The 12,619-nt window shown below is 63.6% G+C and carries 11 protein-coding genes and 1 pseudogene; 4 read left to right on the top strand and 8 right to left on the bottom strand.

Going from position 1 to position 12,619, the window contains the following annotated elements:
- The first annotated feature begins 230 nt into the window (after nucleotides 1-230).
- On the top strand, nucleotides 231-722 hold the full coding sequence (locus R3X27_RS17895) for a hypothetical protein (protein WP_317710241.1): 492 nt from the start codon (nucleotides 231-233) through the stop codon (nucleotides 720-722).
- 80 nt (nucleotides 723-802) lie between these two features.
- Here R3X27_RS17895 and R3X27_RS17900 read toward each other — a convergent pair whose 3' ends face one another.
- The 7 genes from R3X27_RS17900 to rpiA form a co-directional block, all read right to left on the bottom strand.
- The gene (locus R3X27_RS17900; protein WP_317710242.1) at nucleotides 803-2,290 is read right to left on the bottom strand and encodes a DegQ family serine endoprotease; all 1,488 of its coding nucleotides are present in this window, start codon (nucleotides 2,288-2,290) and stop codon (nucleotides 803-805) included.
- Nucleotides 2,291-2,787: 497 nt separating this feature from the next.
- Nucleotides 2,788-2,982 (bottom strand): DUF2065 domain-containing protein, encoded by a 195-nt coding sequence (locus tag R3X27_RS17905; protein WP_317710254.1) that lies wholly within the window; start codon nucleotides 2,980-2,982, stop codon nucleotides 2,788-2,790.
- Nucleotides 2,982-3,866 (bottom strand): protease modulator HflC, encoded by an 885-nt coding sequence (locus R3X27_RS17910; protein WP_317710243.1) that lies wholly within the window; start codon nucleotides 3,864-3,866, stop codon nucleotides 2,982-2,984. Before R3X27_RS17910 ends, R3X27_RS17905 begins: the two co-directional genes overlap by 1 nt.
- Nucleotide 3,867: 1 nt before the next feature.
- Nucleotides 3,868-5,013 carry an FtsH protease activity modulator HflK gene (gene hflK / locus R3X27_RS17915; RefSeq protein ID WP_317710244.1) on the bottom strand — a complete coding sequence of 382 codons (1,146 nt, stop codon included), beginning with the start codon at nucleotides 5,011-5,013 and terminating at the stop codon, nucleotides 3,868-3,870.
- 87 nt (nucleotides 5,014-5,100) lie between these two features.
- Complete coding sequence (gene gor, locus R3X27_RS17920) at nucleotides 5,101-6,459, bottom strand: glutathione-disulfide reductase (protein WP_317710245.1); 1,359 nt, start codon at nucleotides 6,457-6,459, stop codon at nucleotides 5,101-5,103.
- A gap of 367 nt (nucleotides 6,460-6,826) precedes the next feature.
- Nucleotides 6,827-7,246, bottom strand: coding sequence for a putative quinol monooxygenase (locus R3X27_RS17925; protein ID WP_317710246.1), 420 nt, complete (start codon nucleotides 7,244-7,246; stop codon nucleotides 6,827-6,829).
- A gap of 331 nt (nucleotides 7,247-7,577) precedes the next feature.
- Nucleotides 7,578-8,366 (bottom strand): ribose-5-phosphate isomerase RpiA, encoded by a 789-nt coding sequence (rpiA, locus tag R3X27_RS17930; protein WP_317710247.1) that lies wholly within the window; start codon nucleotides 8,364-8,366, stop codon nucleotides 7,578-7,580.
- Nucleotides 8,367-8,633: 267 nt separating this feature from the next.
- On the opposite strand from rpiA, the gene R3X27_RS17935 reads away from it, so the two are divergent.
- Nucleotides 8,634-10,007 (top strand): L-serine ammonia-lyase, encoded by a 1,374-nt coding sequence (locus R3X27_RS17935; protein ID WP_317710248.1) that lies wholly within the window; start codon nucleotides 8,634-8,636, stop codon nucleotides 10,005-10,007.
- A 53-nt stretch (nucleotides 10,008-10,060) separates the two neighbouring features.
- A complete protein-coding gene (locus tag R3X27_RS17940) occupies nucleotides 10,061-10,975 on the top strand; it encodes a DMT family transporter (protein ID WP_317710255.1) in 915 nt (304 codons plus the stop codon).
- On the opposite strand, the gene R3X27_RS17945 is transcribed toward R3X27_RS17940, so the two are convergent.
- A complete protein-coding gene (locus tag R3X27_RS17945) occupies nucleotides 10,920-11,687 on the bottom strand; it encodes a thiamine diphosphokinase (RefSeq protein WP_317710249.1) in 768 nt (255 codons plus the stop codon). The two genes, R3X27_RS17940 and R3X27_RS17945, sit on opposite strands and share 56 nt — an antisense overlap.
- A gap of 59 nt (nucleotides 11,688-11,746) precedes the next feature.
- On the opposite strand from R3X27_RS17945, the pseudogene R3X27_RS17950 reads away from it, so the two are divergent.
- Nucleotides 11,747-12,619: pseudogene (locus R3X27_RS17950) on the top strand (chemotaxis protein CheA); the annotation flags it as partial.

Raw genomic sequence — 12,619 nt, forward strand, 5'->3', positions numbered from 1 at the left:
GGATCGCAGGCAGATCGGCCCGAACAGGCCAGCCCCCCCAGTAAACCCGACCCAGAGAGACCCGCGCAGGAGACAAGACCGCTCCTTCAAGCGTGATGTGCCGGGATGCACAGAAACCCCGACATTTTGAGGAGTATTTCAAGCGCCGCACCATCCCCACCTGTTCATCATCAACGGCGCAACCGAGCGCCACGGACCAGAAACGAGCCAGACACGAAAAGGACCTGATCATGAACCGCATCCTCCTCACCACCGCCCTCGCCCTGACCCTCGCCGGCCCCGCGCTTGCCTCCGACCAACTGGCCCGCTCGCTGGGCGTCGAACCGGGCGTCTACAGCACCTCCGAGCTGATCGCCCTGCGCAGCGCACTCGAGAATGACGAGCAGGCCACGGCACGAGCAATCCTCTCTGGCGATGTGACGAAGGGGGCCGTGGGCAGCCCGGCGCAATTCGCCGCCTCGGTCGATGTCGATGACAGCTACAGCCTGGCCGATGTCGCCGCCCTGCGCAGTGCCGAATCCGATGACGAACAGGCAGCTGCCAATTTCATCCGCGAGTCAGGTGGCGTCACGAAAGGGGTCACCACCTCCACCAAGAGCGGTGTGTCGGCCGGGCAGGCCCAGCTTGCCGCATCTCTGGGCGTCAATCCGACCGAGTATTCGCTGTCCGAACTGGTCAAGCTGAAGTCGATCCAGTCTTCCAACAACGGTCGGGGTGACTGATCCCCACACCCCAGACCCGTGACAAAACAAAACGGGCGCCGGAATATTCCGGCGCCCGTTCTTGTTTCCAGAGGTTTGTGTCAGTTGTCGAGTGTCAGCGCCACGAAACGCGGTTCGCCGGCGCGGCGAACCAGCAGCAGGATCGACATACGTCCAGCCTCGGTCACCTCCTCGATGCGGGCTTCGAGATCCTCGATGCTCGCAACGTCGACCTGGCCGACCTGGGTGATGATATCGCCGGCGCGCATGCCCTTTTCGAAGGCTTCGGTCGACTCGTCGACCTCCTTGACCAGCAGGCCTGTCATCCCCTCGTCCAGATCCATCTCCGAGATGATGGTGGGCGTCAGCGGACTCAGAGTCAGGCCGAGCACCTCGGATTCCTGCGGCTCTTCGATATCTTCGGGAGTGGCAACAGCAGGCACGGCGCCCTCGGCGGTCTCGCGGCGCCCAAGCGTGACCATGACCGTCTCGGTCTTGCCGTCGCGATAGACAGTCAGCCGAACCGACTTGCCGACCTCGGCATTGCCGACTTGCTGCACCAGCTCGCGCGTATCGTCGACATCCGTCCCGTCGAAGCTCAGGATCACGTCGCCCGCAAGCACGCCCGCTTCCATCGCCGGTCCTTCCGGCACATCCGTCACAAGCGCGCCCTTGGCCTCTTCGAGCCCGATCGCATCGGCCACGTCGTCAGTCACATCCTGAATTCGGACACCGAGCCAGCCGCGGCGGGTCTCGCCGAACTCCTTGAGCTGGTCGATCACGTTGGTGGCCACGCGCGAGGACATCGCGAATCCGATGCCGATGGAGCCGCCATTCGGCGACAGGATCGCGGTGTTGATGCCGATCACCTCGCCGTCCATGTTGAAAAGCGGACCACCGGAATTGCCCCGGTTGATGGCGGCGTCGGTCTGGATGAAGTCGTCATAGCTGCCCGATAGCGCCCGACCACGGGCCGAGACGATACCGGCGGAGACCGAAAACCCCTGGCCCAGCGGGTTGCCCATGGCCATGACCCAGTCGCCCACCCGGGCCTTGTCGGAATTGCCCCAGGGCACGAAGGGCAGCGGCGTGTCGGTCTCGACCTTCAGGAGAGCGAGATCCGTCTTGGGGTCCGTGCCGATCACTTCGGCAGGCAGTTCGTCGCCGGAAAAGAACTCGATGGTGATCTCGTCCGCTTCGGCGATGACGTGGTTGTTGGTGACGATGAACCCGTCCTCGGAAATCACGAAGCCCGAGCCGAGCGCCGAGGACCGGCGCGGGCGCTGCGGCGCGCCATCGGGCCCGTTGCGCTCCATGAAGTCACGAAAGAAATCCTCGAAAGGCGAGCCCTCGGGCACGATCGGGCCGCCCTCGCCATGCGGGTCGGAAGCGGTGGCGACCGTGGTCGCGGTGGTGATATTGACGACCGACGGGCTGATCTTGTCTGCCAGATCGGCGAAGCTTTCCGGCGCGCCACGCGCCTGCGCCCCGAGTGTCTGGGCCAGCACCAGTGCGAAGCCAAGCACGACGGCCGGGATCAGCCTTGCGGAGATGGCCTGTCGGGGAAGGGTGAGAGTATGAACGGTCACTCGATATTCCTTCTGTTTCCTGCGGCCCGTCTTTCCGAGGGGCCAAAGATCTGGAGCTGCGCAGCGTCGCACAGCGATTGTGCACCTATAGAAATTCATGCAGCCGGGAGTCGCAATTCAAAGACCCGTCGCAAGCTGTCACGAGCCCGTGACACAGCGCGCGGGCTTTGCCACAGCTCCGTGATCGGCCGTTGGGAGAAGTGTCTCAGGCTGTCAGCGACTTCGCAAGCCCAAGCTGGGTCAGACACTCAAGATAGGTTGGGAGCCAACGGGCCGATCGGGCGATTGTACGGACGGAAGGCACGGTCACTGCACCGACAAGGTTGCTGTGATTGCAGGCCGATCGGCGCTTCGCTCCAACGTCCTCAATCGGCTCACGGCCCCTTTGAAAAACCCGCCGCGAAGCGGCGCCACCGCCGCTCGAACCCTGTTCGGCGGCAAGCCGCCCTTTTCGCCACAGCCACGGCCGACGAAGGAGCAGGTCCGCAAAGCTCCGGTCAGCCGCCAAGCCACCCCGCAAGCAAAAGCAGGATCGCCCCAGACGTGATCGCGAGCAGCCCAAGAAGCCGGCGCGTCTCCACCGACATCTGTCGCAGCATTTCCAGGATCTCGTCGATACGCGAAGGGGCCAGTGCAAGCACCAGCCCCTCCAAAACAAATACCATACCGATCCCGAGAAGGATCGTCTCCATCACTCGGCCGCGCCCGGCTGCGAACTCTTGAAGAACTCGAAGAACTCGCTGTCCGGTGCGATGACCATGCTCGAGTTTTCGCCCTTGAGCGCTTCCTCATAGGCAGAGAGCGAACGGTAGAACTGGAAGAAGTTCTGATCCGCACCATAAGCCTGCGCATAGATCCCGTTGCGTTCCGCATCGGCTTCACCGCGCACGATCTCGGCTTCCTTTCGGGCCTCGGAGACAAGCTCCACCACGGTCCGGTCAGCCTGTGCACGCACACGCTGCGCAGCTTCGTTACCGCGGGCGATCTCGTCCGCCGCTTCCCGCTCACGTTCCGCACGCATCCGCTCGAAAGTGGCGTTCAGGTTCTGCTCGGGCAGGTTGGTCTGCTTGAGCCGCACATCGACCACGTTGAGGCCAAGCGAACGCGCTTCGCCCTGGGCCTGATCCCGAATACGGTTCATCAAGCCCCGGCGATCTTCCGACAGGATGGTGTCGGAGGTCACCTGGTCGGCGCCGAGCACCTCCCGGATCTGGGCGTTGAGGATCGAGCTCAGCCGGGTCTCGGCCGCAGCCACCCCGCCCACGCCGACAGCCTGACGGAACTGGACCACATCCGCGATCCGATACCGCGCGAAGGCGTCCACGACCAGACGACGGTCATCCGACGGCGTAACTTCGATCGTATCGGTGTCCAGCGCCAGGATCCGGTCGTCATAGTACACGACCTCCTGAATCAGCGGGATCTTGAACGCGAGGCCGGGGTCTTCCTTGACCCGCTTGATCTGGCCGAACTGGAGGACCAGCGCCTTTTCACGTTCGTCGACGATGAAGATGGAGGCCATTAACACGGCCACGGCCACGATGCCGATGGGCAGAAGATAGGTCAGACGTTTCATGTCAGTTGCCCTCCGTCGTCTTGCGCAGCTCGTTCAGCGGCAGATATGGCACAACGCCCTGCCCCTCTCCGCCGGTCTCGCCGAGGATCACCTTGTCCACGTCGCCCAGCACCTTTTCCATCGTCTCGAGGTAGAGACGCTTGCGCGTCACCTCCGGCGCCTTGTCGTATTCCGCCAGAACCGCGCTGAAGCGGCTTGCATCACCCTCGGCTTCGTTCACGACCTGCGCCCGATAGCCCTCGGCCTCTTCCAGCAGCTGCGCGGCTTCACCACGCGCCCCGGCGAGAACCGTGTTGGCATAGGCGTCAGCACGGCGTTCCAGCCGGTCGCGCTCCTGCTCGGCTGCCTGGACTTCGCGGAAGGCGTCGATCACCTCGCGCGGCGGGTCCGCCTTGTCGAGGTTGACCCGGACGATGTTGATGCCGGATTCATAGGTGTCGAGCGTGCCCTGGATCGAGGTCTTCGCCGTCTCGGCGATCAGGCCCCGGTCCCGGTTGAGGATCGGCGCAAGCTCGGAGGCCGCGATAATCTCCCGCATGGCCGATTCCGACACCGCGCGAACCGTCTCCGGCCCCTGGGCGAGGTTGAACAGGAACTTGGCCGGGTCGACGATGTTCCAGACCACCTGGAAGTCGATATCGACGATATTGGCATCCGTGGTCAGCATCAGGCCAGATTCGGTGCGGGAGTTGAAATCGTCGCCGATATCTTCGGTCCGCTCCGAGGTCACGTTGATGACCTCTGCCGTAACAAGCGGCCAGGGCGCGAAGTTCAGGCCCGGAGTGCCAATGGCGGAGAACTCGCCGAGGAACAACTCCACAGACTGCTCTTCCGGCTTCACCGTATAGAAAGAGGCAAGGCCCCAGAGCACGACCGCGGCCAGACCGCCAATGACGAACGTACCACGCGAGAAGGTCGGTCCGCCCTCGCCACCGCCTTGCGGGTCGCGCGGCCCACCGCCGCCACGACCACCCATCAGGACGCGCAGCTGGTCCTGGCCCTTCTTGATCACCTCGTCGATATCGGGGATCGAGCTGCCCTCGTCGCCGGGCCGTTTGCCGCCGCCATTATTGCCGCGATTGCCGCCGCCATTCTGGCCGTCCCCTCCGGAGCCACCGCCCCAGGGTCCGCCGCTATGTCCTGCCATGTACTCTCTTCCCTCTCGTGTCTCGCGGGATGCGTCAGTTTCCAGATGGTTGTCCCGGCGCGGTTTTCAAGCGCCAGGGCCGCCCGGTCAAGCCTTGCGCACCGGTGTTTTCAGGGTCACCAGCTCTTCCGACATGGTCGGGTGAACGGCAACGGTTCGGTCAAAATCTTCTTTGGTCGCGCCCATCTTCACGGCAACGCCGGCAAGCTGGATCATCTCGCCGGCATGATCGGCGACAATATGCACGCCCAGCACCTTGCGGGTGTCGGCGCAGACGATGAGCTTCATCAGCACCCGGTCCTCGCGGCCGATGAAGCTCTTGTGCATCGGCTTGAAGGCGGTCGAGTAGACCTCGATGGGCCCCGCGTCGCGGGCTTCCTCCTCGCTCAGCCCCACCGTGCCATATTCCGGCTGGGTGAAAACCGCGGAGGGGATCAGCTCGTGATCGGGTGCGGTCGGGTTCCCCTTGAAGACGGTCTCGACAAAGGCCATGCCCTCGCGAATCGCCACCGGCGTGAGTTGGACCCGGTTGGTCACATCACCAATAGCATAGATCGAAGGCACGGAGGTCTGGCTGTACTGGTCCACGACCACCTCGCCGCGCCGTCCGATCTCGACGCCGGCCTCTTCCAGCCCGAGCCCCTTGGAGTTCGGCGTCCGGCCAGTGGCGAAGAGCACCTGGTCGAAGACCTGCGTGCCGCCGGTGGTCGCGGCGACCTCGATCCCGTCCTCGACCTTTTTCATCGCCGCGATATTGGTGCCGCAATGGATATCGACGCCGTGGCGGATCATGTGCTCGGCGATATGCCCACGCGCCTCCCCGTCGAAACCGCGCAGGATCTGCGGGCCGCGGTAGAACTGTGTCACCTGCGTGCCGAGCCCGTTGAAGATACAGGCCATCTCGCAGGCGATATAACCGCCACCCACGACAAGAAGCCGCTTGGGCAGTGCGTCGAGATGGAAAACCTCGTTGGAGGTGATGCCAAGTTCTTCGTTTTCCACGCCGGGCAGCGACGGCCAGCCGCCGGTGGCGACGAGGATATGCTTGGCGGTGTATTCGGTGCCGTCGGCAAGGCGGACGGTGTGCGGGTCCGCGACCGTGGCGCGCTGCGCGAAGACCTGTACGCCGGACCCGTCGAGCAGGCGGTTGTAGACGCCTTCCAGCCGGTCGAGTTCGCCTTCCAGGCGGGTGCGGAATTTCGGCCAGTCGAAACCACCAATGGAGACATCCCAGCCGTAATCGGCGGCCTCCGTCATGCCCTCGGCATATTCCGAGGCAAAAACCATCAGCTTCTTGGGAACACAGCCCCGGATCACGCAGGTGCCGCCCATGCGGCTCTCCTCGGCAAGACCCACCTTTGCGCCGGCATCGCCAGCGGCCACGCGCGCGGCGCGCACGCCACCGGAGCCACCGCCAATCACAAAGAGGTCGAAGTCGAATTCCATGGGTCTGCCCTCGATATCTGCCAAGAAGTCCTAGCGCGCCTCGCCGCGAGCCGCCACCCCAAGATAGGGCCAGTTGACCGGGTTACGAGCCACTCCCGGTCGCATTTCGGTGACCGAAGCCTCGCGTGACGCCGTCCATGACGCTTTTCGAAGGGTCAGACCCTGCGCATTGGCGCAGATGAAACCAACAGAATATCGATGCAGGCGACCGGGCGCAGACACTCCGGCACCCCGACGATCAGGCGGCAACACGCCCTATAGAATCTGCCGCCCCTGGAGTTCCGACAAACAATATCCCGCGCGCCCGAGCGTTGCAGGGGCGATGCTCGCTCCATGTCAGGGCCGCTCCCGGAACCGATTAGTCGCCTTACCGCGCGAAACCGCTGATCTGCTGCATATATGTTGGCGAAAACGGCGCCAGAACCTCTTTCAGATCGTCGCCGGCCGGTCCGTAAACGGCAACCGAGTTGACCGTAAACGTCTGTATGAATTCCTCCGCGAAGTTCGCACCGAAATTCCCCATATGGGTCATCGCCGCTGCATTGTCCGCATAGCGTTCTGAGATATGAACCTGGTCGCCATCGCCCATATAGTCATAGACAAGAGCACCCGGTTCGTTCTCCTGCGTTGCAGCAACCATACGATCCAGGAGGGGTTGGACGGCATCCGCCTTGCCTTCATTCACCGTCATGGTGATGTGCCAATGCACATCATCTGCACTATGACCGTCGGCCATGGCGGCACCTGCACTGAGAGCTGCGGCAGCGATCGTGATAATAGTCTTCATGGCAATATCCTTTAATGCTGGTCGTACGAGCTTGAAGCACGTCCCGGCGCAAATCAACCTTTGGTTGTTTGGACTCATGGGGCGTCGCCCTCCCCGAGTGCCTCATGGATTCGGCTTCAGGCTTCGCCTCATGTGAACACTAAAGCGATTTCACTGAGATCCGCGGCTGTACAGCCGCGTTACCGAAAGGAAAGGCATCGCCAAACCCAGGCAACTCGCGGCACGGTCGAACCACCCGCCTTTCGCGCAAGACCCGCAGGTCAAGCTATACCCGCCAGCCTGCCCTTCGAGTTCAGAGTATCGGATTTCACCACGGCCGATGGTTCGTCGTTTACTGGTCCGGATCTGCGAAGATATTGTCGCTTTCCAGGATGTCGATCTGTTCTTCCGAGACCAGCCCCGCATTGATATCGCGGATTTCCACCGTCCCGTCGCCATGCCCGATCACCACCGCGTCGCAAATATCGATGAAGAGCCCGTTTTCGACCACACCGGGGATCTGGTTCATCACCAGGCTGAGCTGGCGCGGATTGCCGATCCGGTGCAGATGCAGGTCGAGGATGTAGTTACCCTCATCGGTGATATAGGGCACGTCGTCATTCATCCGCAGCGTCGCCTCGCGGCCCAGCACGTCCATGTTGACCAATGTCTCTTCGATCAGCGCCTTGGTCGTCTGCCAACCGAAAGGCACCGTTTCCAGCGGCAGCGGAAAGGCCCCCAGAGACTTCACCTCCTTGGCGACATCGGCGATCACCACCATCCGGTCCGAGGCCGTCGCGACGATCTTCTCCTGCAGCGAAGCGCCACCGCCGCCCTTGATCAGGTTCAGGTTCGCGTCGAACTCGTCGGTGCCATCGATTGTCAGGTCGAGCCATTTCACCTCGTCCAGCGAGGCCACGCGGATGCCGAGGCTGCGCGCGAGATCCGCCGTGCGGCTGGAGGTCGGAACGCCGACGATATCGAGGCGCTCATTCTGCACCCGCTCGGCAAGGCAGCGCACCATCCAGGCTGCCGTTGAGCCGGTCCCGAGCCCCACGCGCATCCCGCTCTCGACATAATCGCAGGCGCGACGGGCGGCAACGAACTTGGCCTTGTCGATGGGCGAAAGGTCGATGGACATACGGACAGACTCCAACTGGTTTCCACCGCTTATATGCCCATTCAGACAGGTTCGTAAGGGCCTTCCCGGCATAGTTGCATCCGGTCTTGCGCGCCACGCGATCGGCCCCGCCCGGCATCCGGACATGCAGATACCAGAAGGGTCACGGGCCGAGCAGGTGCAAGAGCGCTTGATGTCCATTGCGCCTTTGCACCCGAAAGCGTCGTTTCGGGGCTGTCGGTCCAGCGGGATGAGCGCTAACGGTTGGACATTCAGACCGGAGCCGGCATGTTTCTGAGCGTTTTCGACATCTTCAAGCTGGGGATCGGCCCCTCCTCCTCGCATACGGTCGGGCCGATGGTTGCGGCGGCACGTTTCCTGGAAACCCTGCGCCGCTCGCCCTTCCGTGCTCACGGGCTGGGCGCTTCTCTGCATGGTTCACTGGCCTTCACTGGCGTTGGCCACGCCACCGACCGGGCGGTTATCCTCGGCTTGGCGGGCTTCGAACCGGCCAGCTACGACGCCGATGCGGCAGAGGCAGCGCTGGCGGAGATTTCGCAGAGCCATCATGTGGCGCCGGACGGGCTGGGCCCGCTCGCCTTCGACCCGAAATTGGACCTGATCTTCGACTACGGCCCCGCGCTGGCCGGCCATTCCAACGGCATGAAGCTTGTGGCAAAGGACGCGCAGGGCGACGTGCTGCTGCAGGAGACCTATTACTCTATCGGTGGCGGCTTTGTGGTGACCGAGGCGGAACTGGACCGCGATGTCGAACCGGCGGCCCAGATCGCCGTGCCCTACCCATTCCGGAGCGCGGCGCAGATGTTGGAGATGGCGCGCGCCTCCGGCAAGAGCATCGCCGAGATGAAGCGGGCCAACGAGATCGCCCATCATGGGCATTCCGGGCTGGAACAGGGGATCGCGCGGCTCTGGCAGGTAATGTCGGACTGTATCGAGCGTGGGCTTGCCAGCGAGGGCATCCTGCCCGGCGGGCTGAACGTGAAGCGGCGCGCACCAGCGATCCACGCCGCGCTGATGGCGGAGCGGGGCATGAACATCGTCCCGCCGCACAGCGTCAATGACTGGATCCTCACCTATGCGATGGCCGTGAACGAGGAAAATGCCGCTGGCGGACAGGTTGTTACCGCGCCGACCAATGGCGCGGCGGGCGTTCTGCCGGCGGTGATCAGATACTGGCTGGACCATGTACCGAGCGCCTCGACCGCCCGTCTGCCGGAATTCTTCCTCACGGCGGCGGCGATTGGCGGTCTGGTGAAGACCAATGCCTCGATCTCGGGCGCGGAAGCGGGGTGCCAGGCAGAGGTCGGCAGCGCCTCGGCCATGGCGGCGGCCGGGTTGGCGGCGGTGATGGGCGGCACACCCGAACAGGTCGAGAACGCCGCCGAAATCGCACTGGAGCACCATCTTGGCATGACCTGCGACCCGGTGAAGGGGCTCGTGCAGGTGCCTTGTATCGAGCGCAACGGGTTGGGCGCGATCAAGGCGGTGAGCGCAGCCTCGCTGAGCCTGCGCGGGGACGGGACCCATCTCGTCCCGCTCGACGCCTGTATCGAGACCATGCGCCAGACCGGGCAGGACATGTCGGACAAGTACAAGGAGACCGCGCTTGGCGGGCTGGCTGTCAATGTCCCGAATTGCTGAGACCCGCCGAAGAGCGCTTTCCAATCCTCCTGACGAAGCATAGCGTGCCCGCCATGTCCCGCGACAACCCCCTCCTCGGCATCCTGCTCATGATCGGCTTTTGTGCCTTCGCGCCGCTGGGCGATTCGATGGCCAAGCTCATCGGCGCGGCAATTCCGCTCGGACAGGTCCTGCTGGTCCGCTCGGGCGTGCAGGCGCTGATCCTCTGGCCGCTCTGCCGACGCGCCGGACACAGCCTCGCCCATTCACCACGCATCTACCTGATGATCCTGCTGCGCTGCGTCCTGCAGGTCGCCGGCTTCGGCGCCATGGTACTCGCGTTGCGCTTCCTGCCGCTCGCCGACGCCATCGCCATCGCCTATGTCATGCCCTTCCTGCTCTTGCTGATGGGATGGTTCTTCCTCGGCGAACATGTCGGTATCCGCCGTCTACTGGCCTGCATGGTCGGCTTCTCCGGCACATTGATGGTCATGCAGCCCTCCTTCGCCGAGGTCGGCTGGCCCGCCGCCCTGCCGTTGCTCGTGGCGGTGATCTTCTCCTGCTTCATGCTGGTCACCCGACAGCTCGGCCGCCATGTCGACCCGCTCCCCTTGCAGGCGTTGACCGGTCTCATGGGCACAGCACTGCTCTTCCCCGTCATCCTGCTGGCCGACGGCACCGGCTGGGCCGAACTCGACCCTGTCGAGCCGACTCGCCGCGAGATCGTCCTGCTGGCCCTGCTCGGACTCCTCGCCACGATCTCGCACCTGCTCATGGCCTGGTCGCTGCGCTTCGCGCCCGCGGCCACGGTGGCGCCGATCCAGTATTCCGAGATCCCCTTCGCCGCGCTCTATGGCTGGCTGATCTTCGACCAGTTCCCCGACGGGCTGGCGCTCGTCGGGATCGGCGTCGTGATGTCGGCCGGGCTTTACATCATCTGGCGGGAGCGAATTGCCTTGCGCGCGCAAGCCCGTCCAGGGTCGCCGTAAGCGCCCGCCTCGGAAGAATGAGCAGCATTCCCGGTGAGTCGAACTCGAGCTTGACCGGCCCCTCCGACACCCGGTTCGAGCTGCCAGTCACCCCATCCGGACGGAAGGTCAGCCCTTCGATCGGCCAATGCAGCCCTTGCGATCGCCCGGTCATCTCGGCCATCGGGAAGAGCGAAACGCGCTCCCGCGGCGCGAGATCGAGTTCAATCTGCGCTGGCGCGGCAAGAATCACGTCATGCTTGCCAAGCAGGATGCAATTCCTGTCATAGCGGCGGGCGAGCACGTTGAAATTGGCGAGTTGATGATCAACCCTGCGCCCCAGGAACCCCACGCCAAGAACGAGCGGAGCTTCGACCGACCGCAGCGCCTTGTCGAAATCCGTACTGTTCTGTTCGGCGATCCTGTGCAGCTTCCGGGCCGGGAGCGCAGCCCGAATGGCATCGCTCAGCGAGTCCATGTCTCCGATCACGGCCTCCGGTTCCACGTCCTGCCGGAGCGCGAAGTCCGCGCCTCCATCGGCCGCAACAAGAACAGGGGCCAGCGTTAACGCCTCCCTAAGCTCTGCTGGTCTAGCTTTCCCCCCGCCAAGCAAGGTAATTCCACGGGAACTGCGAACAATGATGCCTGACATGTCTCGATTATCTCGATTTTCAAGGAAATGACACATTTTTGCCCGGAAATGATCGTCTTGATTCCTTGGGGTCGTTCTCATTCTGGAACCAATACATGGTAAATCTGGTCAAAAGGTAGCGAAAGAAGGCGAGCATCGATATGGTAGGCTCCAACAAGATTCTGACCGTGTCCTACGGCACGTTTTCGTGCACGCTGGAAGGGTTTGACGATTCCTTTGGCACGATGAAGGCAATTGCGGAGTACTTCCGTGGCCTCGCTGCCGACGACCGTTACTTCGGCGCTGAACCCCCGACACCAGACGCAGAAATGCTGCAGCGAATCGTAGAGAAAGAGATTCACCGGCGGGTCGAGGCGCGGGTCAGCGATCAGGGCATCACGCTCAAGGCAGCGGACGCCGACGCCACGCAACTGCCGGAAACGGCGGAAACCCAGGAACAGGTCGCTCCGGAAGCCCCGGTCGAGGAAGCCCCCCGCGAGGCCGTCGCCGAGCCCGAGATCATCGAACCCGAGATCACCGAGCCGGTTGCGCAAGCCGCGCCCGAGCCCGAAGCGCCCGTCGAGAGCATTGCCGACAAGCTCGCCCGAATTCGCGCAGTTGTTGCACAGTCGAAGGAAGCAGAGCCCGAGCCGGAAACTGCCGAAACGTCGGTCGCGCCGCCCCAAATTCCCGAATCCGTGACCGCCGACGAGACGGCCTCCGAGTCGCCTTCCGAATCGGACAGTGAGGACCAGGCCGCGGACGAGACCTCCACGGCTGCAATCGCCATGGCCCTGACCGGTGGCGTCGCCGCCCTCGGAGCGGGCACTGCGATGGCAGCGAGTTCGCCGGAACCGGAGATGGTGGCTCCGGAAGAGTCCGAGACATGGGAGCCGTCCACAGACGCACCCGTCGAGACCTTCGACACCACGACCGAAGAACCCATCGAGGCATTCGTCGCCACGACCGAAGAACCCGTCGAGGCATTCGACACCGCGTCCGAAGACCCCATCGAGACCTTCGTCGCCACGACA

It is taken from the genome of Tropicimonas sp. TH_r6 (genome assembly GCF_033101155.1).
GTDB lineage: Bacteria > Pseudomonadota > Alphaproteobacteria > Rhodobacterales > Rhodobacteraceae > Tropicimonas.

Coding starts and splice junctions, on each gene's coding strand:
- R3X27_RS17895 (WP_317710241.1), top strand. CDS start 231: ATGAACCGCATCCTCCTCACCACCGCCCTCGCCCTGACCCTCGCCGGC.
- R3X27_RS17905 (WP_317710254.1), bottom strand. CDS start 2,982: ATGGAGACGATCCTTCTCGGGATCGGTATGGTATTTGTTTTGGAGGGG.
- R3X27_RS17910 (WP_317710243.1), bottom strand. CDS start 3,866: ATGAAACGTCTGACCTATCTTCTGCCCATCGGCATCGTGGCCGTGGCC.
- hflK (WP_317710244.1), bottom strand. CDS start 5,013: ATGGCAGGACATAGCGGCGGACCCTGGGGCGGTGGCTCCGGAGGGGAC.
- gor (WP_317710245.1), bottom strand. CDS start 6,459: ATGGAATTCGACTTCGACCTCTTTGTGATTGGCGGTGGCTCCGGTGGC.
- R3X27_RS17925 (WP_317710246.1), bottom strand. CDS start 7,246: ATGAAGACTATTATCACGATCGCTGCCGCAGCTCTCAGTGCAGGTGCC.
- rpiA (WP_317710247.1), bottom strand. CDS start 8,366: ATGTCCATCGACCTTTCGCCCATCGACAAGGCCAAGTTCGTTGCCGCC.
- R3X27_RS17935 (WP_317710248.1), top strand. CDS start 8,634: ATGTTTCTGAGCGTTTTCGACATCTTCAAGCTGGGGATCGGCCCCTCC.
- R3X27_RS17940 (WP_317710255.1), top strand. CDS start 10,061: ATGTCCCGCGACAACCCCCTCCTCGGCATCCTGCTCATGATCGGCTTT.
- R3X27_RS17945 (WP_317710249.1), bottom strand. CDS start 11,687: ATGAGAACGACCCCAAGGAATCAAGACGATCATTTCCGGGCAAAAATG.